Here is a 25,665-nt window from a genome sequence, read left to right as displayed (position 1 = left end):
GCCGCCACGGGATACCCGGGTGGACATGAGCGAATACCGCACCAACGGCACCCGTCCCCTGGCCCTGGTCACCGGTGCCTCCAGCGGCATCGGCCTCGAACTCGCCCGGCAGTTCGCCGAACACGGCTTCGACCTGGTGGTCAACGCCGAGGACGACCGGCTGGCGGACGCCGCCGAGGAGCTGCGCACGGCCGGTACCGACGTCCTTCTCGTCCGGGCGGACCTGCGCGGCTACGACGAGGTCGAACGGCTGTGGTCCGCCGTCACCGCGACGGGGCGGCCGGTCACCGCCGCCGCCCTCAACGCCGGAGTGGGGCAGGGCGGCGCGTTCACCGACACCGATCTGGCCGACGAGCTCGACATCATCGACCTCAACATCACCTCCACCGTGCACCTGGCCAAACGGCTGCTGACCGGCATGGCCGCCCGCGGCGAGGGCAGGCTGCTGATCACCTCGTCCATCGCGTCCACCATGCCCGGCCCCTTCCAGGCGGTCTACAACGCCTCGAAGTCCTTCCTGCAGTCCTTCGCCGAGGCCGTCCGCAGCGAGCTGAAGGACACCGGGGTGACGGTCACCTCGCTGATGCCGGGGCCCACCGACACCGACTTCTTCCGCCGGGGCGACCTGGAGGACACCAAGCTGGCCGAGCTGGCCACGGACGATCCGGCGCTGGTCGCCCGGCAGGGCTTCGAGGCCCTGATGGCGGGCGAGGAGAAGAAGCTCGCCGGCTCGGTGAAGTCACGGGCGCAGGCCCGCGCCAACGCCGTCCTCCCCGACCGGCTCAAGGCCGCCGGACACCGCAGGATGGCCGAACCCGGCTCCGGCGACGCCTCGGACCGGTCCTGAGGCAATCTGCGCGCCCCGGGGCTCGGTGAAGAACGTGTTTCCCACGGTTCTTCCCGAGCCCGGGTAGGCGGCTCGTTCCGGTGGTACGGGACCGCCAGGCAGAAGCCAGTGGGTCTTTCCTCATTCCCCTGCGATACAGGTGACGTGATGGACACAATGGGTGAATGCCAGAGATCTCCGACTTGCAGCTCGCCGACGGCACATCTGTGCGTATGCGACTGACACCGGTCACCACCGCGGGCCCCGGAACCGCAATACCCGGACACGTCGAACCCTCCGGACAGGATCTGCCCGACGGCCTCGGCCGCAGCGTTCCCGTGGCACGCCGGGCCCGCAGGGAGGGAGCGGTGACCGAGTTGGCCGTGGGCACCTTGCGCGCAGCTCTGCGACCTCTGGGTCCGGTACTCCAGGAGGTACACGAAGCGATCACAGCGTCCGAGCGCCCTCCGCACGAAGTGACTGTGGAGTTCGGCGTCGAGATCAGCCAGGACCTCAAGCTGGGCATCGTCGAAGGCGGTGGTCAGGCTCACCTCCAGGTTTCGGCCACTTGGCATATCTCGGAACCCAGCACCGAGCCGTGAAGCAATCCGATCCGGCCTCCGCATACGACCCCCGCCACGCCGTGGTGTCGGTCTTGGGCTCTCGGGACGGCATGGCCGCCGGAGCCGGCGCACTACTGACCCCGGAACACCTGGTGACCTGCGCTCATGTGATCAACGGCGCTCTGGGTCGGGAGCCCTTCGACCCGCGCCGTCCCGGGACGGCCACCGTGACGGTGGCCGTCCATGGCCGGGCGGGTTCCAGGAAGTACACCGCCCGCATCGCTCACTGGATTCCCGCCTGCCGAAGCGATAATTCGGACACGCCTCCACATCAAGACGATCTGGAGTGGTATGGGGATCTGGCCGTCCTCCACCTCACCGGACAGATCGGCGGTGATCCTCTGCTGCCACCACAGTGGCGGCCCATGCACGAAGGCCGCACCGTACGGGCGTGGCACGGTACGGCACTGCCCGGATCCTTCGCCGATGCTCTCGTCAAGTCCTGCGACGGACGCATCGGTTATCTGGACGGAGACTCCACCGGGATGGCAGTCGGCCATGCCTACAGCGGGGGGCCTCTGTGGTCCGCAGTGGACAACGCAGTAATCGGCCTGGTCGCCGCGCGGATGGCGCCGCAGGCCGACCCTGTGACAGGAAGTCCCGCCGTCCACGATCCCCAACACGTCATTCGACGCAGCTGGGCCATTCCCTGGCAACGCGTCCAAGAGGAACTGCGCACGGTGGGAGCGGAGTACCTCTTCGCCGGTACTCCAAGCCTGGACCGGGGGCGGGAAGATCCGGCGTACCCCCTCCTGCGGAATCTGCTCGAGCGGCATCTGAGCAGAGGGGAGCTACGGGAAGCCACCGCGGAGGTCATGGATCGCTGCGGACTCGTCTCGATACCGTCATCCGTGGGGTGGGACGACGACCAACTCGCCCTACTCCTGCTGACGGAGCCGAGGGCACTGGCGGCCTTCACTGACTCGCTGCAGTGGCGTCTGGGCTCGGTCCTGCCCGAGTTCCTCTCCGTCGGACGTCTGTCCACCGTGCCGCTGCTTCTCTCGCCAGGAGAACACCGCGCACTGCATACGCTTCTGAGTAGTCTTCCCGACGGCGCCGTGGACCGTTTCCCGGAAGCGGTACGGGCCGCACTGCCCCTGGCCGCCGCCATGCCCCACGGCAGCGACCTGGATGTCCTGCTGCGATGGCTGGAACAACTCCCGGGAGACGGCAGGGCGGATTCGTCCGAGCAGCGGATGCCCGCGCTGCTGCGCGTGATCGAGTACTTCGCAACGCTGTGCTCGGCGAGCCCACGGGCCAAACTGCGGCTGTGGAACGACGGAGTCGCAAACCGACTGGAGATCTCCCGTCCGGCATTGCGGGAGCGGCGGGCCGACGCCGAGGAGTGGGAACGCCACACTCGGTCGATGGTCTCGGCTCCGCGTGTACTGGTCCATGTGGAGACGGTGGAGGGGAACCACCGGCTGCGCATCTGGTGCGACCGTGGGGACGGTCTTCGGCAGATGTACCACTCGGGTGAGAGTGTCTGCACAGCGCGGCAGGCCGCCCGGGAGGTGCTGGGCGTGGTGGAACCCCTCGCCCGACTGGCGCCGGAGGGCCAGCGCCCACTGGTCGAGGTACTGGTGGATCGGACGGGACTGGACGTTCCTGTCGACGAGTGGGAAAGTCCAGGGCCGGACGGCCTGGTCCCCGGAGTACTGGGTGCGGAGTACCCCCTGGTCGTGCACTGCCCGGAACTTCTGCGCCGCTACGAACGCTTCCTTACCGACTGGCGGCGCAGATGGCGGCGGCTGGACACTGGCACGGTCCTTCACATCTCCGACAGCACGGCCAGCCCTCGCACCGTGTACGGGGCACTGATGGAACGGCTGGACACTGTCCAGGTCGTCGTGGACCTGCCGGCCCGGATCCGCGCCGAAGTGGTACAGGTGTGCATCGCCGTCGGAGTGCCGGTTGTCCTGTGGGACCGGAGCCCGCAGGGCAATTCCCACGCCCTCCGGCACACCGCTCGCCATGCCACGCGAGCGCTGCCCGAGGAGGTACGCGCGTACCGGGCCAAGACCGTCCACCGACCGCAGGACCACCCGGGGCGCCCTGTGCTGGCCTGGGCCGACGCCGATCGGCCCGTACCTGCTCTCCACCTGTCGGAACCAATGGAGGCACCATGAGTACCACTCCCGACGAAAACTGGCGGCTCTTCCATGGCGACGGTGTACGGCGTCAGGTCGCAATGCCACCGGCCCCGCCGTGGCGCCGGTTCCGGGACATGCGAAGCACACCCCGGCCCTTGCCGTACCTGATCTCATCGGAACACGCCAACGTGGTGAACGCCGCGCTCCACCTGCGTCGTCCGCTGCTGGTGACCGGCCCCGCCGGAACCGGCAAATCCTCTCTGGCCTTCGCGATCGCTCATGAGCTGTGCCTCGGGACGGTACTTCGCTGGCCGGTGAACAGCCGGTCGAGCGTCCGGGAGGCTCTGTACCAGTACGACGCCATCGGAAGGCTACGGGAGACGAACATCAGCCGGGACCAGGGCAAGGAGGAGCCGACCATGGGCAGTTTTATTCGCCTGGGCCCGCTGGGCACCGCACTGGTTCCCCAGGATCGGCCCCGTGTCCTTCTGGTCGATGAGATGGACAAGGGAGATGTGGATCTTCCCAATGACCTTCTCACGGTCTTCGAGGAAGGCTACTTCGAGATTCCCGAACTCGTCCGGCTTCCGGAGGAGCAGTCCGTGATGCAGGTGCGCTCCGCCGATCCCGGTCATGAGGTGCGGGTGGAGAGCGGACACGTGCACTGCACGGAGTTTCCCATCGTGGTGATCACCAGCAACGGGGAGCGGGAATTCCCACCGGCATTCCTGCGCCGTTGCATCCCGCTGGTTTTCCCCGTCGCAGACGAAGGACGACTGCGTTCCATCGTCGCCGCGCACCTGGGCGAGGAGACGCTGAGTGAGGCCCAGGACCTGATCGAGGCTTTCCTGCAGCGCAGAGCACCGGGCGAACTGGCCACCGACCAACTGCTCAACGCTGTCTTTCTGCGCACCAATGGCGTCAACCTGGGTGAGGATTTGCTGGACGCGGTACTGCACCAGCTCACCGGGACCGGATGAGATGCAGGACCACCACGACGGATTTTCTGCTGTCTCGCCCGAGGAAGACGCTCTGAGCACATTCCTGCGGGTGCTGCGGACCGCAGGGTGCTCCCTGGAACCGCACGAAATCCTCGACGTGCTATGGCTGGCCACTCGACTGCCACCAGGGGCTCTGGTATGGGAACTGTCGCTTCCCGGGCACTCTGTCGAAGCTCACGAGTCCCGGCGGAGCACGAGGGACACGACGGAGGAGCCGAAGCGGCACACAATCGACGACGGGATTGGGGAGGCTCCCCGGGGACCGACCTCTCCACCGGGCGCCGAGGAACACCGGGTGCGGCTCCACGCCGCACCGCGTCCCGGCACGACGGAGGACCGGCTCGCCCTGCCACCGCCTCCCCCGTTCAAACGGGCACTTCCTCTACGAGTTCCCGAAAGAAAGGCCATTCCCGAACAGTTAAAAATGAGCCGGGCCCTGCGTCCTCTGAAGCAGCGCAGACCCAGCTCGCACGCACGGGAAATCGACGAGTCCGCCACAGCGGACGCACTGGCCGAGACGCGACTTCCTGACGTGATACTAAGGCCGGCCCGGGAGCGGTGGCTCAATCTGATTCTCGTCATCGACGACGGTCTTTCCATGCTGCTGTGGCACCGCCTCAGCAACGAACTCGGAAAAGTCCTGCAACGCCTGGGGGCCTTCCGGCTGATGCGCTCCTACGGCCTCGACACCCGCAGCCCTGATGCTCCACTACTGCGGACTCGTCCCTACTCCACCGCGACAGCCACTCTGCCACCCTCAGTTCTCGACGATCCTTCCGGACAGACCCTGGTCATTGTGGTCAGTGACGGCATGGGAGCCGCCTGGCGCGACGGTTCCCTGCACGGCGTATTGAGTCGCTGGGCCTCAACCGGCCCCGTGGCGCTCTTCCACGCACTTCCACCCGCCTTGTGGGGGAGCTCGGGAATCCGGGCCGAACGGTGGCAGGTCACCACTCGTCATCGTGGGGCGGCCAACTCCTCCTGGCACATCACAGATCCGGTACTCCCCGGCGAACTCGGCGTCTTCCACGGTGTCCCCGTACCAGTGCTGGAGCCGGTTCCGTCCGCCGCCCACCAGTGGGCCAGGTTTCTGGCCTCTCCTGGTGGCACCGTGGAACTTCCGCTGTTCGCCCAACCTGGTGGAAGTCCCTCTACACCGCCGCAGGAACGTGGAGACGACCTTCAGCGGTTCCGCGACGCCGCATCCCCCGAGGCGTACCGCCTCGCCGCCCATCTGGCCGCTGTGGCGCCGGTCTCGATTCCGGTCATGCGGCTGATCCAGTCCGCTCTCCCCTGGCAGGCCAGTACGAACCACTTGGCAGAAGTGTTCCTCGGAGGGTTGCTGCATCCGGCACCCGCACCGGTGCCCGGGACCCTGCCTGCGCAGCATCGGATCTTCGACTTCAGCGACCACATCAAGAACACGCTGCTCGATGCTGTGCCCACCGCGGAGCTGATGCTCACCAGCCGCCGCATTGGCCGCCAGCTGGAAGCACTCGCAGGCCGGTCACCGGACTTTCCCGCCTGGTTGGCCCACCCGTCCGGACACGACGCCCTGCCTCAGCGCCAACAGGGCTTCACCACCATCGAGGAACGGCTGATGAGACGCCTCGGCATCGCCGTCCAGCCGCCTCGCGCGCATGAGCCGCAACCGTCCCACTCGGAATGGGCACCACTGACAGGCCAGGACCCCCGCCAGCTCGGTCCGTATCGATTGCTTCTGCGCCGCCCCGAAGGAAGCACCGTTCTATACCTGGCGGAGACGGCGGAAGGCAGGGTGATCCTGCGGACGGTCGCTCCGGGCAGAACCACCGACGCGGCTCGGCGGCTTGTCACCGTCGAGGCCGAGGTCCTGCGCAGGCTGCGCGGCCGCTGCGCACCAACCTTGGCCGGTACCGGAACAGACCCGCAACGACCCTGGACCGCGATGAGTTCCGAATGGTTCATCGACGATGCGTCGGCGAAAGCCCAACGGCTGAGCGATGTACTGCACAACATCGCCTGGCGTCAGGCTGAGACATCACTCGACCTTCTGACCAGCCTGACGCTCGGTTGGCGGCTAGCGAGGGCGCTGAGCCTGTGCCATTTCCATAATGTGGTTCTGGGTGGCCTCTCCCCGTACGGCGTTATCGTCACCGAACGGGAGGTCATTCTGGACGGCCTGACCCGGTGCATCATCGACGATGACATCGACAGTTACACCGATGCGGGTCCCGTACCGACACGCACGGACAACATCCGCGCTCTGGGCGAGATCCTCGGGAAAATCAGCGCCAAACACACCGCGCTCTCACCGCGCGGCAGGCCGGAGGAAATGACTCTGTGGAGAAGCGGCAGTTGGCGTCCTCTTTATGATCTGGTGGCGTCCTGCGCCGCTGATGACCCCGCCCTGCGTCCGACCGCCGGGGATGTGGAGCGTGCACTGGCCCGTTACGTCTCCCTCGCCGCGGCCAGCACCACCCGGACACCACCGACGCCCTATGCGTCCCGCGAGACGGGGTCCCCGAACCTGCGCCCGCAACTAGCCGCGGAGAGCCTGGCCGGGGCGCTGCCGCAAGGCTCCCTCCCCTCCCGTACCAGACGGCGGGTCGCGCGCTTCCGCAGGAGCCACCCCGAAATCGGTACCCGGCTCCTGCACAGCCATCGCATCACCGTAGTGGGCGCCCATCCAGGTTCCGGACGGGCAACGGTGACGATCACGCTGGGCTCAATCCTGGCTGCCGTACGCGGGGATCGGGTCCTCGCCCTGGACGGCGCTCCCGGCATTACGGACTTGGCAGGCAAAATCACCGATCCGGTGGAGGCCAGCCGATACCGGCTCGCTACCTTGCCCACCCCGGTGACCTACGAGCAACTGCGGTCCTTCACTTCCGTGACCCGGAACGGGCTGGAGGTTCTCAGCCTCGCTCCTACACGGCCGGCGGCCAGCACCAACTTCGCCGACGAATACCAACGGATCGTCGAGCACGCCCAGCATCACTACAGCATCCTGCTCACGGATTGGGCCGTGCCCTACCCGGCGACGCGCCGATTCGGCGAGCATGAAACCGCCGTGCTGGACACCACTGACGCTTTGGTGGTGTGCTGCATCGCCAGCCGATCCTCCACGGAAGTCGCCTTGAACCTGCTCGAAGCCCTCGACGAGAGCTACCCCCGACTGGCCTCACGGGCACACCTTGTCCTGAGCCTCATCGGTGTGCCCGCCCACGAGAGCGACATCAGCAGATGGCTACCGCCACAGCACGCTTCAGCCACCGTCATCCCCTACGACTCCCGCCTCACGGCGGAAGATAAAATAGACATCGGCCGTCTGCGCAACGACACCGTACAAGCGCTGCTGAGTCTCGCCGCGGCGATCGCCGCGGACTTCCCCAGCCTGCCTGACGATTTTCCCGGCAGTACCCGGCCCTCAGGCCCTTGAGACGAACACAGAAGGCCGGTGACCGCAGCGTGGAAACACAGGATGAAATCCCGGCAGCGCAGACAGCCGATGCGCCAGGAGGACGGCTGCCTGTGATCGTGGAGAGGCCGAAGTGGTGTTCTCTCCGGCCGGAGGCGGCGGACGGCACCGGCACTCAGTCGAGCAGCTTGTCCAGGGTGATGGGCAGCTCCCTGATCCGCCGGCCGGTGGCGTGGTGGACCGCGTTGGCCACCGCCGCCGCCGTCCCCACCGTGCCGATCTCGCCGACGCCCCGGGCGCCCAGCGGGTTGTGCAGGGTGTCGGGGTGGTCCAGGAAGTGCACCTCCACCTCGGGGATGTCGGCGTTCACCGGGATCAGGTAGTCGGCGAGGGAGCCGTTGCCCCAGCGGCCGGCGCCGTCGGCGCGGAGCCCTTCGTGGAGCGCCGCGGACACCCCCCAGACCATGCCGCCGAGGATCTGGCTGCGGGCCGTCTTGGGGTTGACGACGGTGCCCGCGTCCATCACCGACAGCAGCCGCGACACGCGGATCTGCGAGGTCCACCGGTTCACCCGGACCTCGCAGAACTGGGCCCCGAAGGAGGCGAAGGCGTAGTTCTGCGTCTCCGCCCCCGGGCCCGACGACCCCTCGGCCTCCACGCCGTCGCGGCCGACCGCGGCGAGCAGCGCGCCGAAGTCCTCGCCGCGGCCGGACGCGGTGAGCCTGCCGTTCTCGTAGCGCACCTGGCCGGGGTCCATGCCCTGGAACGGGGAGCGGGCGTCCCGCACCGCCAGGTCGATCAGCGCCTTCTTGGCGTTCTCCGCCGCCACCAGGATCGCGCCGGAGACGGTGGAGGTGCCCGAGGAGCCGCCGACGAACCCGGCCGCCGACAGCCGCGAGTCGCCCAGGTCGGGCCTGATCCGCTGCACCGGGATGCCCAGTGCCTGCGCCCCCACCACGGACAGCACCGTCCACATGCCCGTGCCCAGGTCGACGGTGGAGCCGGAGACGTCGGCGGTGCCGTCCGCCCGGAAGCGGACCTTCATGGTGGCCTGGAAGCGGTAGGCCGGGAAGGAGGCGGTGGCCATGCCGGTGCCGACGTACCAGTCACCGTCGGCCGTCCCGCCCGGTGTGCGGTCGCGGCCGTTCCAGCCGAAGCGCTCGGCCCCGGTGCGGTAGCACTCCAGCAGGTGCTTGCTCGACCACGGCCGGCCGCTGCCCGGCTCGGTGTCCGCGTGGTTCCTGACGCGCAGCTCCACCGGGTCCATCCCGAGCTTCACCGCGAGCTCATCCATGGCGCTCTCCAGCGCGAAGGAGCCGGGAGCCTCCCCCGGGGCCCGCATGATGGTGGCCTCGGGCACGTTCAGCGGCACGTACTTGGCGCCGACCTCGATGTTCGGCGAGGCGTACCAGCGGCGCGAGGTGGTGTGCGCCGCGGCCTCGACGGTGGTCGACCCCGGCGAGGCGCTCGACCAGGAGTGGTGCTTGACCGCGGTGAGGGTGCCGTCCCGGCGGGCCCCCAGCGCGACGGTCTGCCGGGTCTCGGGGCGGCCCGCGGTCGCGGTGAAGACCTGCTCGCGGGTGAGGGCCACCTTCACCGGGCGGCCCAGCTCCCGCGCGGCGGCCGCGGCGAGTCTGGTCTGCGCGTAGGTGTAGAACTTCCCGCCGAAGGCCCCGCCGATGTACGGGCTGACGGCGCGTACCTGGGAGGCCTGCAGCCCCAGCGCCGCGGCGATGTCCCCCGCCAGGAACGACGGGCCCTGGGTACTGCTGTGGACCGTCATCCGGTCGTTCTCCCAGACGGCCACGGCCGAGTGGGGCTCCATCGCCGCGTGGTTCTGCGCGGCGGTGCGGTAGGTGGCCGAGACGGTGACCTCGCTGCTCTCCAGGGCCCGGTCGATGGTGGGAACCCCGTCGGCGAGGATGGTGACCACGGCCGGCTCCCCGCTGACGCTCCGGGGTGCCTGCGCCCGGGAGAGGTTGTCCTCCAGGGAGTGGGCGGGGGTCCGCTCCGCGTAGTCGAACCGGATCGTCCCGGCCGCCTCCCGGGCCAGTTCGAAGCTCTCCGCGACGACGAAGCCGACCGGCTGCCCGTGGAAGGCGACCTCCTTGTCCCGCAGGGGCGCCCACGCCGGGCCCATCGCGCCCTGCGGGAGGATCGGCAGCGGGTTGAAGGGCGTGTAGACGCCCAGGACCCCCGGGGTCCCGGTGGCCACCCGGGTGTCCACGGCCGTGATGGTGGCGTTGGCCACCGTGCTGACGACGACGTACCCGTGGGCGGTGCGGGCCGGGAGCCGGTCCATGGCGTAGTCGGCCCCGCCGGTGACCTTGAGCCTGCCGTCCACCCGGTCGACGGGGGCGCCGTGTGCCCTTCTCCTGGCCACCTCAGCCTCCCACTGTCAGCAGGGCCCGTACCAGGGCGCGTTGGACAAGGGTGGTCTTGAAACGGTTGCCGCTCAGCGGCCGGGCCCCCTCGACGGCGAGCGCCGCCGCCCGCGCGTAGCTCTCCTCGGTGGCCGGGCGGCCGGTGAGCTCCGCCTCGACCGCCGGCAGCCGCCACGGCCTGGTGCCGACCCCGCCCACCGCGACCCGGGCCCGGGCCACGGTGTTCCCGTTCAGTTCCAGGGCCACGGCGGCGGAGGCCAGGGCGAACGCGTACGACTGCCGGTCGCTGATCTTGAGGTAGGCCGAGCGGGCCGCCCACGGCAGCGCGGGGACGGTGATCTCGGCGAGCAGTTCGCCCGGCTCCAGCACGTTCTCCAGGTGGGGGGTGGCACCGGGCAGCCGGTAGAAGTCCGCCAGGCGCACCGTGCGCTCCCCGTCCCGGCCCAGCAGCCGGACCGAGGCGTCCAGGGCGACGAGGGCGACGGCCGCGTCGCTGGGGTGGGTGGCCACGCAGGCGTCGCTGGTGCCCAGGACGGCGTGGGTGCGGTTGACGCCGGTGACGGCCGGGCAGCCGCTGCCCGGCTGCCGCTTGTTGCACCGGGAGCCGGTGTCGCGGAAGTAGTCGCACCGGGTTCGCTGGAGCAGGTTGCCGCCCATGCTCGCCATGTTGCGGATCTGCTGGGAGGCGCCCCGCAGTGCCTGGGCGAGCGCCGGGTAGTCCGCCGTCACCCGCGGATGTCCGGCGACGTCGGCCATCTTCTCCAGGGCGCCGATGCGCAGCCCGCCGTCGTCGGCCCGGATGCCGCGCAGTGGAAGGGCGTTGATGTCCAGGACCCGCGCCGGGGACATCACCCCGAGCTTCATCAGGTCGACCAGCGTGGTGCCGCCGGCGAGGAACGCGGTGTCCTCCCCGGCCCCGCCGAGTGCCTGCTCGGTGGTGGCGGGCGCTGTGTAGACGAACTCCCTCATCTCCGCACGCCTCCCTGCTCCATGGCCTGCCGGACGGCGTCGACGATGTTGGGGTAGGCCGCGCAGCGGCACAGGTTGCCGGACATGTACTCGCGGATCTCGCCGTCCCCGGCGGCGCCGCCGCCGTCGACCAGCGCGGCGGCGGACATGAGCTGGCCGGAGGTGCAGAACCCGCACTGGAAGGCGTCGCGGTCGATGAACGCCTCCTGTACGGGATGCAGTTCCTCGCCCCGGGCCAGGCCCTCGACGGTGGTGATCTCCCTGTCCCGCACGGTCGCGGCCAGCGTCAGGCACGCCAGTACGGGCCGGCCGCCGTCCTGCACGGTGCAGGCACCGCACTGGCCGCGGTCGCAGCCCTTCTTCGGGCCGGTGGTCCCCAGTTGCTCCCGCAGGGCGTCCAGCAGGGTGGTGCGGGGATCGACGGTCAGGGCCCGGCGCTCCCCGTTGAGGGTGAACACCACCTCGACGGGATACTCCGGGGCGGCCGCCGACCGGGCCGCGGGCGTCGCGGCGGCGGCCGGCGGCCCGCCGTGCAGCAGGGCGCCGGCCGCCGCGCCGGCCGCGGCCGAGCCGCGCAGGAATCCTCTCCGGGACGCCGCCAAGGGGGCGCCGTCTTCCGCCGTGTGCCGCGCGGGAGGTGACATGGGGACTCCTTCGGGGGCGCGAGCGCGCCGTGGTGTGGGGGGTGTGGGGGACGGACACGGATGCCCGGGGCCGGACGGAGCCCCTGTGAGCCGTGTCACAGGGAGTGAAGCATGGGCCGGCGGCCGAGCGCTACGGCGCTTTCGGACCTGCCGTCGGCGCTCCACCCCCTCCGCTCTTCTTGCCGTTCCGGCAAGATTTCTTGTCCGTGGAGGGTGGTCGGCGCGAGGCTTCCGGTGAGCACAGGGAACAGGACACGGCACACGAGAACCGATGAGGTGGAGCATGACGGCACACAGCCACCGCTCCCCGGCCGCCGCCGGGGACGCGCAGCACCGCTACGACGTGGTGGTCGTCGGAGGCGGCGCCGCGGGACTGGGCGGGGCGCTGGCCCTGGTCCGGGCGCGGCGCTCGGTACTGGTGATCGACTCCGGGGCGCCGCGCAACGCCCCGGCGGACGGCGTCCACGTCTACCCGGGGCACGAGGGCACCCCTCCCGCGCGGCTGCTGGCCACCGCCCGCGCGGAGGTGGCCGGCTACGGCGGCGAGTTCCTGGCGGGCACCGTGGTGGCCGCCGAGCGCCGGGGGTCGGGGGACTTCCGGCTCGTCCTCGACGACGGCACCGCCGTCGAGGCCGCCCGGCTGCTGGTGACCACCGGCCTGGTCGACGAGCTTCCCCCGGTGCCGGGGCTGGCCGAGCGCTGGGGCCGCGACGTGCTGCACTGCCCGTACTGCCACGGCTGGGAGGTGCGCGACACGCCGATCGGCGTGCTGGCCACCGGGCCGCTGGCGGTCCACCAGGCCCTGCTGTGGCGGCAGTGGAGCGAAGACGTGACCCTCTTCCGGCACACCGCGCCGGAGTTCGGGGACGAGGAGTACGAGAAACTCGCCGCCCGCGGCGTCTCCGTCGTCGACGGCGAGGTGACCGGACTGGAGGTGACCGGCGACCGCCTCACCGGGGTACGGCTGGCCGGTGGCCGGATCATTCCCCGCCGGGCGCTGGCCACGGCCTCGCGGCTGACCGCCCGCGCGGACTTCCTCGACGGGCTCGGGCTGAAGCCGGCCGAGCAGGAGTGGGGCGGCCAGGTGATCGGCACGGCGATCCCCGCCGACCCCACCGGGGCCACCGCCCTACCCGGGGTGTGGGCGGCCGGCAACGTCACCTCGCCGACCGAGCAGGTCGTCGGCTCCGCCGCCGCGGGCGTACGCGCCGGTGCGGCGATCAACGCCGATCTGATCGCCGAGGAGACCGACCGGGCCGTCGCGGCCCGCCGCGCCATGGGCACGCCCCCGGCGGCGGCCGGGACCGGAAGCGGGACCGGAGCCGGGGAGTTCTAGGACTCCTTCTACGGCGCGGAGGAGCGGATCTGGAGCGACCGGCCCAACGCCGCCCTGGTCCGCGAGGCGGCCGGACTGCCCCCGGGCCGGGCCCTGGACCTGGGCTGCGGCGAGGGCGCCGACGCGATCTGACTCGCCGAGCGGGGCTGGCGGGTCACCGCCGTCGACGTCTCGCAGGTCGCCCTCGACCGCGGCGCCCGACACGCCCGGGACGCGGGTGTCGCCGACCGGATCGACTGGCAGCGGCACGACCTGGCCGAGTCCTTCCCCGAGGGCCCCTTCGACCTGGTCTCCACCCACTTCCTCCACTCCCCCGACCCCGTCGAACTGCCCCGGGCGCAGATCCTGCGCACCTCCGCGGCGGCCGTCGCACCGGGCGGGGTACTGCTGGTCGTCGGGCACGCCGGGGCCCCGCCCCGGGCGGACGAGCACCAGCGGAAGGTGGAGCTGCCCACCGCCGGGGAGGCCCGGGAGTCGCTCGGCCTCCCGGAGCGGGAGTGGGAGACGCTGGTGTGCGAGGACCGGCCGCGCGAGGTGACCGGCCCCGACGGGCAGCGCGCGACCGTGCCGGACGCCGTCGTCAAGCTCGGGCGCCGCTCCGGCTGAGAGCCGAAGGGCCCGCCGCCCCACCGGAAGCACCGGTGGGGCGGCGGGCCCTTGTGCGGCACCGGCGCGGCCGCCGTGTCGGCCGCGTGCCGGCGCCGCGCCGTCACCACGCCGCCTCGGCGTCAGACCAGCTGGGCGTCCAGGGTGATGTTCTTGACCCCGGCGAGGGCCTGGCTGACCGGGCAGTTGGCCTTGGCGTCCTGGGCGGCGGCCTGGAAGTCCTCCTCGGACAGCCCCGGAACGGTGGCGCGGACGGTCAGCTTGATGCCGGTGATGCCCTCACCCGGCTGGAAGGTGACGTCGGCCTGGGTGTCGACCTTCTCCACGGTGTAGCCCTTGCCCGCCAGGCCGTGCGAGAAGGCCATGGAGTAGCAGGAGGAGTGGGCCGCGGCGATGAGCTCCTCGGGGCTGGTCCTGCCACCGGGCTCCTCGGCGCGGGCGGGCCAGCTCACGTCGTAGGTGCCGATCCTGGAGGACTCCAGGGCGACGGTGCCCTTGCCCTCCATCAGGTTGCCTTCCCAGTGGGTCTTGGCCGTGCGGGTGGTTGCCATCGTGATCACTCCCGGTGATATGGGCGACGAGTGGAAGATAGAACAACTGCGTTGATCAGTTTAGGCAGTCGGCCTGTCGCGACCGGGCGTACGGCACGCCCCCGGCCGCCTCCGGGCTGCTTTCCGGACCACCGTACGGGCAGCAGCCCCTGCCCGCGCGGCTGCCCGGACCGCTGCCGGACCCGCTCACTTCCGCCGGGCCACCACGAGCCGGGCGCGGGGACTGCCGTCCGGCCGCCGGCCCAGGTCCTCCAGTGGCAGGGTCTCCACCGCGAACCCCGCCCCGGCCAGCTCCCGGCGCACCTCGGGGAGCCGGAAGGTGCGGTAGTACATGACGAAGCGCGGGCGCCACAGCGCGTTGCGCACCCGCATCGCGGCGTCGAAGCCCCACAGCGTCCAGTAGAGCGGCGAGCCGATCCGCGGCGGCGCGCCGACGGGGAAGGCGAACCGGCCACCGGGCCGCAGCGCCGCGTGCACCTGCCCGAACAGTGCGGGCCGTTGTGCGGGCAGGAAGTGGCCGAACGCCCCGAAACTGACGGCCAGGTCGAAGACCGGCGCGAAGGGCAGCCGCAGGGCGTCGGCGCGCACCCAGTGCACCGGCGGCCCGTCCGGCCCGTCCGGCCCGTCCGGGTGGGCGGACCGGGCCGCGGCGAGCATGCCCGCGCTGAGGTCCACCCCGGTGATCCGCCGTTCGCACAGCCGGGCGAGGACGTCCATGCCCGCCCCGGTGCCGCAGCAGACATCCAGCCCCGACTCGAACGGCCCGAGCGGCCGCAGCGTGTCCGCCACCGCGTCCAGCACCTTCTCCGGGGTCCGGAACGGGGTCCGGTCGAACTTCGGCGCGAGCAGGTCGTAGCCGCGCTCGACGGACGACAGCGCCTGCACGGTCAGTTCGCGGAGGGTCGGGCCCTGTGGGTCGAACATGCGCTCACCGTACCGGTCCGGTGGGGGCGGCGCGCCGCCCCCACCGGGCGGTCACGGCCGCCCGACGGTGACCTGCCGGGCCACGCTGGGCACCCCGTCGGCGTCCAGCGCGAACAGCATGTACCGGCCGGGCAGGGCCACCCCGGGATCGTCGGGGACGTCCAGCGCGTAACTGTTGCCCCCGGTGGCGCGGAACTCCAGCGGCACACGCCGCTGGTCGTTGTCGACCGAGTGGGTGGCCGCCCCGGTGCGCACCAGCGAGAAGGCGGTGACCGGCTTGTCGGTCGTCACCGTCACCGTGGTCCCGTGCTCCAGTCCGGCGGGCACGGACCCGGTGATGGCCGGCCGGGGCTTCGGGGTGCCGTCGGAGTTGAGCAGGTGGGGCGGGGTGAAGACGGCCCCGTCGAAGTGGTTGGTGGCGCAGTCGCCGCACAGCCCGCCGCCGCCGGAGAAGATCCGGCCGTCGGGCAGCAGGTTGGCGACGCTGTGGTAGTTGCGCGGCACCGCCATGGTGGCCAGTTCGGTGAACTCGCCGGTGGCCGGGTCCCAGATCTCCGGGGTCAGCACCGAGGTCGCGTCGCTGAAGGGGACGGGGCGGTGCTGCCCGCCGAAGACGGCCACCTTTCCGTCCGGCATGACGACGCTGTTGGCGAAGGCGCGGGGCTGCGCCATGTCGCCGGTACGGCGGCTGACGGGCTGTCCGCCGCCGCTGACGTCGACGGTGTGGGCGCGTCCGGTGGCGGTGACGTTCTCGTAGGCGGTGGCGCCGCCGAGGGTGAGGAGCTTGCCGACGTCGTAGGAGACCGCGTTGCCGTTCATGGCGTCCTGGCTGTCGGCGCGGTTCCCGGCCGGGGTGACCGACCCGTCTCCGCCGGTGTCGATCCAGTTCATCTGCCGGCTGGGGCCCAGGTGCAGGACACGGCCGTTCGAGGTGGCGTACAGCCACTGGTGGTTGTCGGCCCGGTAGGGGCCTGCCGGGTCGGCGGTCATGGTGCCGGTGACGGGCACACCGGGCAGTTCGCGCCAGGTCTCGGTCTCCGCGGACCACACCTCGCCGTTCTTGTCCCGCGCCGCGTCGCCGCTCCAGGAGCCGCCCAGCACGAAGACGTCGCCGGTGGAGAGCGGGGTCATGGCCTGGTAGCCGCGGGGGATGTTCATCCGGTCGGTGGCGGACCAGGTGTCGGTGCGCGGGTCGTAGAGGCTGGCGCGGTCCGCGTTGCTGCCGCCGGTGACCAGCACCCGGCCGTCGGCGAGGATCGCGGTGCCGGGGCAGAACATGTCGTGCCCGGTGTTCTCCACCCGCCGTCTGCTCACCTCGCCGGTCCGCAGGTCCATCACGGCCGTCTGGGTGTAGCCGTTGCTGCCGCCGAACCGGTCGGTGGCGTACGCCGACCAGGCCAGCAGCTTGTCGCCCGGCAGGACGGTGGTGGCCACCGGGACGAGCGGGAAGCCGATCAGCGGGCCCCAGGAGCCGTGCCGGGCGGGGTCGGCCGGGCCGGCGAGGCGGATCTCGGCGGCCGAGGACCACGGGCCGCGCCCGCCCGCCTCACCGGTGGCCGTCAGCCGGACGTACCGGGCGGTGACCGGCCGGGTGAAGGTGGCGGTCTTGACGGTGTCGTCGTCCCGCCAGGTGCCGGTGGCCACCGGGTCCGTGAAGGTGGTGCCGTCGGCGCTGGTGGTGACGGTGTACGCGCCGATCCGGCCGTTGGCCCCGCCCCGGCGCGGCTGGTAGGTGAGCGCCGAGACGGTCCGGGCGCGCTGCATGTCGACGGTGAGGGAGTGCGGCAGCGGCGCCGCGGTGCCCGACCACCGGCTGTGCCAGATCGTCTCCGCGTCCCCGTCCAGCACGTTGGCCGCCCGGCCGTCCTCCCCTTCCGTCTCCTCATCGCTCGCGGCGGCCGTCCAGCCGGACCGGGGCAGGTCCACCACTCCGGCCGGCCGCCCCGGGTCGCCCAGCAGGTCGATCTCGGCGGCCGAGGACCACGGGCCGCGCCCGCCCGCTTCGCTCGTGGCCGTCAGCCGCACATAGCGGGCGCCCTGCGCGGCGAAGCCGAGTGTCTTGACGGTGGCGTCGTCGGCCAGCGTGCCGGTCGCGACGGGAGGACCCCAGTCCCGCCCGTCGGTGCTGAGGTCGACGGTGTACGTGCCGATCCGGCCGTTGGGACTGTCGGCGCGCGGCCGGTAGACCAGCGCGGAGACGACCTGGACGGCGCCCATGTCGACGGTGAGGGAGTGCGGCAGCGGCGCGGCCGTGTCCGACCACTTGCTGTGCCAGATCGTCTCGGGGTTGCCGTCCAGGACATTGGCCGCCCGGCCGTCCTCCCCTTCCGTCTCCGCGTCGCTCGCGGTGGCCGTCCAGCCGGTCCGGGGCAGCGTCTCGGCCGCCGGTTCCATGGCGGCCGCCGGGAGGAGCGGGGGCGCGGTGTGGTGGGCGGGCGGCGGGGCGGCGCGGTCCCCGGCGGCGGGATCCAGTAAGGGCAGGAGCGCGACAGTGACCGAGACCAGGGTCACCGGGACGAGCGCTCCGACACGCAGGCGGGACAGGACTGATCGCACGACGGCTCCCCCCGTATGGCCGACCGCGCCGTAGGCGCCCGGCCGGTCGGACCGACCGGTCCTGGTATGGACCGGTCGCGCTGACAGGGCCCTGACGTTGGCAGCGCGGGGGCGGGGTGTAAAGGGCGCGTTCCGGCCAGTCCCGGCCCATCGGGGCGCGCACCGGGACGCCGTCCGGAACCGGAAACCGGACCCGAGGACATGCGTGTCAGCTCGCGTGCCAGGCGTTCGCCGGTCTGGCCGGTGCTATGACCTGCGGTGGACCCCGTGGCCCGGCTCCGGGACCGTTGTCCCGGGCCGGGGAGCGAAGTTCCCGGAGACCGGACCTGCCCGGCCGGCCCGCTGCCGGCGGGCCAGTGCTTCCAGGGCGAGGACCACGAGCACGGCGATGACGACATGCATGACGGAGAGCGCGATCGTGCTGGGCGTGTCGAAACCGGCGGTGAACGTCCGCGCTGTCGTGGCCAGGGCGGCACCCGCCCCCACGGCCTGGGCCGACCGCAGGACAAGACGCCGCTTCCCGGCCCCCGCCAGCAGTGCGGCCAGCGCCAGGCCGCCGCTCATGGGAAGCACCGTCATGGTGATGACACCCTGCGGCGCCGTGGTGGTGTGCGGCGACCCGTCGGCCTCGACGTACTGGAAGGACCCGTCGAAGCCCAGGCCGATCAGCCACAGAGCGAGGTTGACCCCCAGGGCGGCGGCGACCGCTCCCACGATGACCGCCGCCGGACGCCGGGCCGCGGCCCGGTGGAGGAATCCGCCCCCACCATGTACGCCCACAGGCATTGAGATCTCCGATCCGGAAAGACGATGTCGGCACAAACGTCTGGCCCTACCGTGCGTCCAAGCCTCCGACAACCAGCGGATCGGCGGGCGCCTTGCAGCCGCACCCGTCCTCACCTGCAGCCTTCGGTGCGCAAGAGCAGGAGCGGCGGCGCTGCCCGAGCCACCAGGTTCCTGCGGCGAGAGCGGCCAGGACGGCGGCGAGGGCGGGCAGCCGGCCCACCACCGCCCCGGCGCCGGCTCCCAGGAAGCCGGCCGCGATCAGGACCGGCAGCGCGCAGCACGCCACGCAGACCAGCGCGGCCAGGCCCCCGAGCACCTTCGGGACCCGCTGGGGACGTCGGTCAGCAGCAGGGTCCGGCATGGCGGTTCTCCTCGGCGAGGCCGGTGAAGGGGATGGGGCAGCAGGCGCTGGACGCACAGACGGTCAGGTCGTCGCAGCCCGCCTCCACGGCGGCGGCCAGGGCGGTGCGGATGGTGGTGAGGTCGGCGATCCTCGCGTCGACCTCGGCGAGCTTGGCGGCGGCGCGGTCCTGGAGCCCGGCCACGGGGCGGCCGTGCCGGTGGCGGCCGGCCTCCAGCAGCTCGGCGACCTCCTCCAGCGTGAACCCGAGCCGCTGGGCGGCCTTGATCACCCGCAGTACGGTCACCGCGTCCTCGCCGTACAGGCGGTGGCCGCCGTTGCTGCGTTCCGGCTCGGCCAGCAGGCCGCGCCGCTCGTAGTAGCGCAGCGTCTGGATGTTCACCCCGGCCGCCTCGGCGACCTGCCCGCTGCGCAGCCCCGCGCTCACCGCTGCTCCCCGGCGGCAGCGGCCCGTGCCGCGAGGGCGTCCAGGACCGCCTCGTGCGCCCGGTCCACCGAGACGTCCAGCCGGATCAGGTCCCGGCCGCCGGTGGTGGTGAAGGTGAAGAACGAGCAGCAGCCGCTCTCGCGCTCCGCCAGGTCCCGGACCCGGTCCGCCGCGCCCTCCCCGCCGGCCAGGTCGAGGCGCAGGTGGAGCGGCTCCGGCCGCGACAGCGAGGCCAGCCGCTCGGAGAACAGCGCTTCCCACTCCGCGACCCGCAGGGGAAGCTCCCCGGTGGGCAGGGTGCAGGACCGCGGCACCCACGCAGGATCACTCATCGCGTTCACTCCCGTCGCCACGTCCCCGATGGCGGGGACGTCTCCGACGGTAAACCTGTACCTGGGTACTGGTTGCAAGCCCGGACGGCGACGGATCAGCACACAGCCGGACGCGCTCCCGCAGGCCGTGTCCGGCCCGCATGCGTCCCCTCACCCCGGGTATCCGGTCGGCTGTACGGCCGGTGCCACCGGGCACCGGCCGGAACCGATCAGGACCGACCGGGACCGATCGAGGCCGTCGGGACCGACGACGAGCATGCCGGGGGGAAACAATGGGGTTCAGCCCGCTCGCCAGGGGGAAGGACCGCGCTCCGGCCGACGGTCGGCACGGGGACGGCGATACGGACACGGCGGTGCAGCACGACCGGCCCGGACCGCCACCGGTGGTGCGGGCGCTGGTGATGCTGGTGGCGCTGGTCGGAACGGCGCTGTTCGCCGTGGCCCTCGCCCGGCTCACCCTGACCCCGTCGTACGCCTCCCAACCGCTGACGCACAGCAATCTCCAGCCCGGCGACTCCATCCGCGACTACCTCTCCCAGCCCGCCTTCCGCGACACCCTCAAACAGCTCGGCGGGAACATCGCACTGGGCGTGCCCTTCGGCCTGCTGCTGCCCGTGGCCTGGCCGCGCGCGGGGGGACTGCTGCGGATCGGCGCGCTGACCGTGCTGGTGATGACCATGGTGGAGCTGGTGCAGGGGGCAGTCGTCACAGGCCGGGCGTTCGACATCGACGACGTCATCCTGAACACCACCGGCGCGCTCCTGGGGTACCTGCTGCTCGGCCGCCGGCTGGGCCGCGCGGTCCATCCGCCCCGCCGCCACTGGTGGCAGCGGGGCGGTGGGCGGGAGCGCTCCGGGGCGGCCCGGGGCGACGGGAGCTGAGCCGCCGGGAGTTGAGGACCCGGGAGGCCGGGCAGCCTGGCGGCCCCCGGAAGGAACGGCGGGCCCGGGCGGGGTCCCCGTTGGATGGCGTTCCTCTTCTGTGAATGCCTACAGCCGCACGTGAAAGTTGAGGGCGACTTCAACGGCACCCTGGAGCGCCACGAGAGCACCGGGTGTCAGCAGAGAATCGGTCCAGTACGTACTCACACCAGACCCATGACCTGCGGCTTCACGATGCACGCGACTCAATGAGCTCACGCATCACCCCTGCCGAGAGGTTAAAATCGAATGGGTACGGTTGCGGGTAAATCAGGATAGACAGTTGGCCATTCTCCCGTCACGCAGTTCACGACGGGCACCTCATCCTTGGCGGCGGCGGAGTAATCCTTGAGGTTGCGCTCCTTGCCCGTCAGCGACACCCCCTGGCGTCGCAGGCAGTCAGTTACCGCAGTCCGCAGCACCTCGTCCATAACCTGCTGCTCAGACTCTACAAAAGTAGGCTCGACAAGCGACAGATGGGAAAGGTTGCAGGCTTGTACAGCCTCGTTGTAGACGTCCGGTTTACCACTGGGCTTTATGTCGTAGATCAGCGTGAGGTTGTCCACCGGGCTGCGCACGGGATCATCGACCGCGTAGCCGGCGTCCCGAATGCACGAGACGAACCGATCCACCGCCGCACGGTATTCTTCCGCAGTTACGACTCCGTCTTTGAGTGCCCAGGATTGTCCGGGAAGCGGTATGTCAGCGAGCCTTTCCTGGCCGCCACTCGTTGCAGCTGGGGTGCAGCCCGAGACGGCGGCCAGGATGCCCGCGACGGCAAGCATCGCTTTACGCATACGGTCAGGACTTGGTCACGTTGCAGTTGTCACAGCCCCAGTGCAGACCGTACTTGGCCGCCATTCCAGAACCCGTGTTGAAGGAAGCGTAGGCACGGCTTTTTGTTCCGTACACACGCTGGATCCTGTAGCCGTCCACCAACTCGAGAGCGGCACTCAGCCGACCCGCACAGGTACCCGACTCCTTCTCGGTCTGCGCCCAGCTCTTTCCGTTGTTGAGGCCACTGGACACATGGTTCTTGCCGCAACTGCGGGTGACCGTGCGATTGTCACCAAGCGCCTCAGCGCCGGGCGCGGCGACCAACGGTACGATCGCCATCAGCGTTGTCATGCCGAGCACTGCCGCTGCCTTTCGAGCAGGTCGAGTGATTTTCGTGGTCATTTTTCGTCACGCTTCCTTCCGGGATCTCGGTGTTTCTGGAAGATCGGGAGTTAAACGAGAGGAGCAGCTCCAGACAGCACACCTGGCGGTCGAGTCGACGGGGCTGCACAAGGCATAAAGCGCTTGCAGGTGCTCCTGGAAATCCCCGTAGTCGGTCTGCAGCGCGCGCCGGGACTTACGTGAACGGTGCAACGCCAAGGAGACAACAGACGTTCCGGGAACCTGTAACTTTGCGGAGCCAAAGAGCCTCTTTCATCCTGAGTTCACGCAGATCAGGAGAGTGTGAACTGCACGGATGATGCGACTGAGGCGATTGGTTGAACAGCGCGCCTTTCGGGGCAGGTGCCAGGACTAGCCTCGATCTACACCGCAGACTGCCGCCCTCGACCAGCACGAGCACCCCGAACCGGCGTCACATCAGCACCCTGGCCAGTTGCTTCAAGATGGTGCAGCTTCAATGAATCAACTCCTCGTTTTGGTCTCAATGGGTACCCGTCGGTCAGACACACCCGACTGTCCCCCGGGTACAGATGCTGGGGTATCTACAACTGCTCAGGCAATGCGCACGGTGCGTAGTTGGAGGGTCGGGACTGTTCACGGTGCACGGTCGGCGATGTGGAACGCGTGGACCAGTTCGTGGGTGCCGGGGCCCGGGGGCAGGAGGCTGCGTTTCAGGAGCTGTTCGGCGGTGCGCAGGTGCGCGCGAACGGTAGCGCGGCTGATACCGAGGTTCTGGGCCGTTCGCTGGGCATCGGTGCCGGCCTCGATCCAGGCTCGCAGTGTCTGGTGCACGGTGCGGTCCGTACCGGGCTGGAGGGGCTGGAGGAAGGCGTGGGCCCAGGTGATGGCGGCTTCGGTGGACAGCAGACTGTCCACCGACGGCGGCGGCACCTGCTCAGCTGCGGTGTTGCCGTCGGGTAGCGGGAGGTCGGCGATCGCCAGGGCCAGGGCGAGTTCGGCGCGGCTGCGGGGGTCCTGCAGGTCGAGGCCGAGGGCGTCTTGGGCACGCCTCAGATGGGTGGTGACGGTGTTGCGGCTGATGTCGAGCAGCCGCGCCACACCGGAGCGGGGAAAGTTCAGGGCAAGGCTGGTGATGTCGAAGGTGAGCCGGGGGGCTGCCCTGATCGGTTCCAGGAAGGCGTGGGCCCAGGCGAGGGCTTGTCGACGGGGGAGCAGCCCGGCCAGCGGTGGCCGGCCGTGGTAGTCGGCGACCCGGTCGGGCGTATGGCCGGCGACGGCCAGGGCATGGCGGGCTTGATCGTAGGCCTGGGCAGTGGCCGGCAAGGGCACGGGGGCGCTGATGCCCAGCGCGTAGTGCGGGTTGTCCCGCACCAGCGTCCGCAGGGACGTGGCCAGGCGGTCGTCCATGTAGTTGCCGTCGTGGTCCAGGGGCAGGAGACAGATGAGGTGGTGGTCGTAGACAGGACAGCGCACCATCAGGCCGCGACCGTGATAGCCGGACGCGTCCTGGTGGGCGTCGATGAGCCTGCCGCGGTCCGAGGGCGGGCAGCGCAGCAGGTGGATGCGCAGACGTTCAGCGTCCAGTAACGGCGGAACGGCGCCGGCTGTCATCCGGCGGGCCAGTGTCGGTTCTCCGGTCATCAGGGCCATGAAGACCGCCAGGCGCAGCCGCGCTGCCGCCTGCTGATAGCGCAGTGCGAGGTTGTCGGCCTGCCGGGCTTGTCGCAGCACCTCGACCATGGCGCCGACATGGGATGCCAGCGCCAGCGCCTCGCGTGTCAGCGGTAATCGGCTGCTCACCACCAGCACCGGACGCGGCACGTGCCGTCCCAGCGCCTCACACCGCACATGGAACACGCCCACCTGCGAGGCCGCAGCGGCCAGCTGTCCGCTTGACAACTGCGTCAGCACCGGCTGGAGACTGGCAAGGATGTCCGGCGTAAGCCGGGTGGTGGACACCTCCACCTCGCCCGCGCGGTCGAGCAAGGCGATCTCCGCTTCGAGCTGCCGCCCCAACCAGACAATCAACGTCTGCGGATCAAGGTCAGCACCCTGGCAGATACGAGGCCTTAGTTGACGCAGCAATTCATCGAGTACCTGAGGTGTCGGCACGGCTCTCCTTCGCCAGCTCGTCGGGCGCCTTGCCCGGGTCAACCAGCGCGCACTCCTGGATCCTGACGTACCGGCGGATCTCCGTGCGGTACTCCTTGAGTGCCTGGTCGGCCCGCTCACGCAACACCCGATCCTAGGTGGAACCTTCCACCGTCAGAACGACGAAGGCCTCACCCGCAGGTGGACCACGCCGGTCCGTCCTGATGCTTCCACCGAAGCCCGCCCTAGCCACTCCGGCTCGCCTGCACCGATGCCCTGGAAGGCGAACGCGCGATCACCACTGACGCGTTCTGGCACCGGGCCGTCGCGTTCTGTCCGCCCGCGACATCACGCCGATCCGCCGCTTCCCAATCGACAACGGCGCCTGCTACCGCTCCCGGACCTGGGCCGCCGAGCTGGTGGTGGGCGGCGGTCGGACCGCCGCCTTGCGGCTACCTCACCCCACCGGCATACCGCAGGGATCGAGAACCGTCAGCCCCTACGACTCCACGAGTTCAACCTCAGTAACCGGACCGTGCCTCGGACGGCGCGGACGGGTGGCGTTCCGGGGCCGGGGCCACGGCCGGCGGGCTCTGGGGATCGGCGCAAGCGGGTGGGCGGGTGTGAGTGGCGCATCCCCCGTGGGAGCTACCGGGGCTGTCGATGCGTGGGGGATTCGCGGAGGTCGGCGGTTTTCTAGCGTGGTCCTCAGGTCGCCGCAGGTGCGACCACCACAGGGAAGGTCGCCATGGACACGATATCCGCCACACAGCACGACACGGGCTCCGGCCCGGACGAGGACCGCGGCGGACACGACCGGCGCGGTGGCCGGTTGGGGCGGGTCGCGCGTTCTCCGCTGGGCTGGATGCTGACGGGGATGGTCGGCATCGGCCTGGTCTCGGGCCTGACGGCGACCGGCCCCGGCCCGGTGCCGGTGCTGGGCGCGGTCGCCGCGGTGGCCGTGTACTGGCTGGTCATGCGCCGTGTCGCACGACGCTCCACGCCGGAGATCGCCCGGGCCGGGGCCGGCCGGGAAGTGCTGCTGGGCGGTGGGATCGGCCTGGGCTTCATCCTCGTCTCCGCCCTCCTGATCACGGCATTCGGAGGCTATTCGTTCTCCTGGGCGGGTGATGGCTTCATGTCGGTCGTCTGGACCGCGGTGGTGGTCCAGATCGGCGCCGCGGTCACCGAGGAGTTGCTGTTCCGCGGTCTTGCCCTGCAGGCTCTGGAGCAGTTGTGGGGCAGCCGGGCCGCCCTCGTGATCACCTCGCTGTTCTTCGGTGTCGCCCATCTGGGAACCCCGGGCGCGAACGCGTGGAGCGCAGTGGCGATCGCTCTGGAGGCGGGCGTCCTGCTCGGAGCCGCGTTCCTGTGGCGGCGTAACATCTGGTTCGTCGTGGGGCTGCACTTCGCCTGGAACCTCACGCAGCAGCTGCTCGGCATCCCGGTCTCCGGACACGCCCCCGAGGGTCTGTTCACCGTCGACACCCACGGCTCCGCCCTTCTGACCGGCGGCAGCTTCGGTCTGGAGGCGTCGATCATGCCCGTCCTCATGGGCGTGGCCATCGCCGCCCCGATGCTCGTCCTCGCCCGCCGGAACGGCGGAATCAGGACCCGCCGGCACACGAGCCGCTGAGACAGACCGACCGGAGGAAACCGACATGATGTCCCGTCAGGCGCCCTGGAGCCTCCCGC

General features: G+C 70.7%; 23 protein-coding genes and 1 pseudogene. 10 read left to right on the top strand and 14 right to left on the bottom strand.

What is annotated here, in order from left to right; translation table 11 throughout:
- The first annotated feature begins 25 nt into the window (after nucleotides 1-25).
- From CUT44_RS22910 to CUT44_RS22890, 5 genes are all read left to right on the top strand, one after another.
- Nucleotides 26-847 carry an SDR family NAD(P)-dependent oxidoreductase gene (locus CUT44_RS22910; RefSeq protein WP_100203871.1) on the top strand — a complete coding sequence of 274 codons (822 nt, stop codon included), beginning with the start codon at nucleotides 26-28 and terminating at the stop codon, nucleotides 845-847.
- Nucleotides 848-1,011: 164 nt separating this feature from the next.
- The gene (locus tag CUT44_RS22905) at nucleotides 1,012-1,428 is read left to right on the top strand and encodes a CU044_2847 family protein (protein WP_100203827.1); all 417 of its coding nucleotides are present in this window, start codon (nucleotides 1,012-1,014) and stop codon (nucleotides 1,426-1,428) included.
- A 386-nt stretch (nucleotides 1,429-1,814) separates the two neighbouring features.
- Nucleotides 1,815-3,578, top strand: coding sequence for a VMAP-C domain-containing protein (locus CUT44_RS22900; protein WP_332888285.1), 1,764 nt, complete (start codon nucleotides 1,815-1,817; stop codon nucleotides 3,576-3,578).
- Nucleotides 3,575-4,522: an AAA family ATPase gene (locus CUT44_RS22895; protein ID WP_100203826.1), complete on the top strand. Its 948-nt coding sequence runs from the start codon at nucleotides 3,575-3,577 to the stop codon at nucleotides 4,520-4,522. Before CUT44_RS22900 ends, CUT44_RS22895 begins: the two co-directional genes overlap by 4 nt.
- A complete protein-coding gene (locus CUT44_RS22890; protein WP_332888284.1) occupies nucleotides 4,458-7,964 on the top strand; it encodes an SAV_2336 N-terminal domain-related protein in 3,507 nt (1,168 codons plus the stop codon). The genes CUT44_RS22895 and CUT44_RS22890 overlap by 65 nt, the downstream gene beginning before the upstream one ends.
- 154 nt (nucleotides 7,965-8,118) lie before the next feature.
- On the opposite strand, the gene CUT44_RS22885 is transcribed toward CUT44_RS22890, so the two are convergent.
- The 3 genes from CUT44_RS22885 to CUT44_RS22875 are packed head-to-tail and all read right to left on the bottom strand — an operon-like array spanning nucleotide 8,119 to nucleotide 11,940.
- On the bottom strand, nucleotides 8,119-10,326 hold the full coding sequence (locus tag CUT44_RS22885; RefSeq protein ID WP_233221586.1) for a xanthine dehydrogenase family protein molybdopterin-binding subunit: 2,208 nt from the start codon (nucleotides 10,324-10,326) through the stop codon (nucleotides 8,119-8,121).
- Nucleotide 10,327: 1 nt separating this feature from the next.
- Entirely contained in the window at nucleotides 10,328-11,296 is a 969-nt protein-coding gene (locus CUT44_RS22880; RefSeq protein ID WP_100203824.1) for an FAD binding domain-containing protein, read from the bottom strand.
- Nucleotides 11,293-11,940: a (2Fe-2S)-binding protein gene (locus tag CUT44_RS22875; protein WP_100203823.1), complete on the bottom strand. Its 648-nt coding sequence runs from the start codon at nucleotides 11,938-11,940 to the stop codon at nucleotides 11,293-11,295. The genes CUT44_RS22880 and CUT44_RS22875 overlap by 4 nt, the downstream gene beginning before the upstream one ends.
- A gap of 283 nt (nucleotides 11,941-12,223) precedes the next feature.
- On the opposite strand from CUT44_RS22875, the gene CUT44_RS34200 reads away from it, so the two are divergent.
- The 3 genes and pseudogenes from CUT44_RS34200 (at nucleotide 12,224) to CUT44_RS34920 (ending at nucleotide 13,882) form a co-directional block, all read left to right on the top strand.
- A complete protein-coding gene (locus CUT44_RS34200) occupies nucleotides 12,224-13,276 on the top strand; it encodes an NAD(P)/FAD-dependent oxidoreductase (RefSeq protein ID WP_233221585.1) in 1,053 nt (350 codons plus the stop codon).
- A 144-nt stretch (nucleotides 13,277-13,420) separates the two neighbouring features.
- Nucleotides 13,421-13,654: pseudogene (locus CUT44_RS34925) on the top strand (class I SAM-dependent methyltransferase); the annotation flags it as partial.
- A gap of 63 nt (nucleotides 13,655-13,717) precedes the next feature.
- The gene (locus tag CUT44_RS34920; RefSeq protein ID WP_408646777.1) at nucleotides 13,718-13,882 is read left to right on the top strand and encodes a hypothetical protein; all 165 of its coding nucleotides are present in this window, start codon (nucleotides 13,718-13,720) and stop codon (nucleotides 13,880-13,882) included.
- Between the two features lie 122 nt (nucleotides 13,883-14,004).
- On the opposite strand, the gene CUT44_RS22865 is transcribed toward CUT44_RS34920, so the two are convergent.
- From CUT44_RS22865 to CUT44_RS22835, 7 genes are all read right to left on the bottom strand, one after another.
- Nucleotides 14,005-14,433: an OsmC family protein gene (locus tag CUT44_RS22865; RefSeq protein WP_100203822.1), complete on the bottom strand. Its 429-nt coding sequence runs from the start codon at nucleotides 14,431-14,433 to the stop codon at nucleotides 14,005-14,007.
- Between the two features lie 186 nt (nucleotides 14,434-14,619).
- Entirely contained in the window at nucleotides 14,620-15,357 is a 738-nt protein-coding gene (locus tag CUT44_RS22860; protein ID WP_100203821.1) for a class I SAM-dependent methyltransferase, read from the bottom strand.
- Between the two features lie 51 nt (nucleotides 15,358-15,408).
- Nucleotides 15,409-17,913 (bottom strand): discoidin domain-containing protein, encoded by a 2,505-nt coding sequence (locus CUT44_RS22855; RefSeq protein ID WP_233221584.1) that lies wholly within the window; start codon nucleotides 17,911-17,913, stop codon nucleotides 15,409-15,411.
- A gap of 246 nt (nucleotides 17,914-18,159) precedes the next feature.
- The gene (locus CUT44_RS22850; protein ID WP_199185803.1) at nucleotides 18,160-18,699 is read right to left on the bottom strand and encodes a DUF6069 family protein; all 540 of its coding nucleotides are present in this window, start codon (nucleotides 18,697-18,699) and stop codon (nucleotides 18,160-18,162) included.
- Nucleotides 18,700-18,745: 46 nt separating this feature from the next.
- A complete protein-coding gene (locus CUT44_RS22845; RefSeq protein WP_146252287.1) occupies nucleotides 18,746-19,060 on the bottom strand; it encodes a hypothetical protein in 315 nt (104 codons plus the stop codon).
- Nucleotides 19,041-19,487, bottom strand: a complete 447-nt coding sequence (locus CUT44_RS22840) for a MerR family transcriptional regulator (RefSeq protein WP_100203819.1) — start codon at nucleotides 19,485-19,487, stop codon at nucleotides 19,041-19,043. The genes CUT44_RS22845 and CUT44_RS22840 overlap by 20 nt, the downstream gene beginning before the upstream one ends.
- Nucleotides 19,484-19,819, bottom strand: coding sequence for a hypothetical protein (locus CUT44_RS22835; protein WP_100203818.1), 336 nt, complete (start codon nucleotides 19,817-19,819; stop codon nucleotides 19,484-19,486). The genes CUT44_RS22840 and CUT44_RS22835 overlap by 4 nt, the downstream gene beginning before the upstream one ends.
- A 272-nt stretch (nucleotides 19,820-20,091) precedes the next feature.
- Between CUT44_RS22835 and CUT44_RS22830 the strand changes: the two genes are divergently transcribed.
- A complete protein-coding gene (locus tag CUT44_RS22830) occupies nucleotides 20,092-20,700 on the top strand; it encodes a VanZ family protein (protein ID WP_233221583.1) in 609 nt (202 codons plus the stop codon).
- Nucleotides 20,701-20,978: 278 nt separating this feature from the next.
- On the opposite strand, the gene CUT44_RS22825 is transcribed toward CUT44_RS22830, so the two are convergent.
- From CUT44_RS22825 to CUT44_RS33200, 4 genes are all read right to left on the bottom strand, one after another.
- Nucleotides 20,979-21,536, bottom strand: coding sequence for a hypothetical protein (locus CUT44_RS22825; protein WP_100203817.1), 558 nt, complete (start codon nucleotides 21,534-21,536; stop codon nucleotides 20,979-20,981).
- Nucleotides 21,537-21,540: 4 nt separating this feature from the next.
- Entirely contained in the window at nucleotides 21,541-21,918 is a 378-nt protein-coding gene (locus tag CUT44_RS22820) for a hypothetical protein (RefSeq protein WP_100203816.1), read from the bottom strand.
- A 594-nt stretch (nucleotides 21,919-22,512) separates the two neighbouring features.
- Nucleotides 22,513-23,907 carry a helix-turn-helix domain-containing protein gene (locus tag CUT44_RS22815; RefSeq protein WP_233221582.1) on the bottom strand — a complete coding sequence of 465 codons (1,395 nt, stop codon included), beginning with the start codon at nucleotides 23,905-23,907 and terminating at the stop codon, nucleotides 22,513-22,515.
- Nucleotides 23,908-23,965: 58 nt separating this feature from the next.
- The gene (locus CUT44_RS33200; protein WP_158239649.1) at nucleotides 23,966-24,115 is read right to left on the bottom strand and encodes a hypothetical protein; all 150 of its coding nucleotides are present in this window, start codon (nucleotides 24,113-24,115) and stop codon (nucleotides 23,966-23,968) included.
- A gap of 603 nt (nucleotides 24,116-24,718) precedes the next feature.
- On the opposite strand from CUT44_RS33200, the gene CUT44_RS22810 reads away from it, so the two are divergent.
- Nucleotides 24,719-25,606, top strand: coding sequence for a CPBP family intramembrane glutamic endopeptidase (locus CUT44_RS22810; protein WP_100203814.1), 888 nt, complete (start codon nucleotides 24,719-24,721; stop codon nucleotides 25,604-25,606).
- Nucleotides 25,607-25,665: the final 59 nt, after the last annotated feature.

Source organism: Streptomyces carminius, from assembly GCF_002794255.1.
GTDB classification, from domain to species: Bacteria; Actinomycetota; Actinomycetes; order Streptomycetales; family Streptomycetaceae; genus Streptomyces; species Streptomyces carminius.
This window is presented reverse-complemented; position numbering and strand designations above follow the sequence as displayed.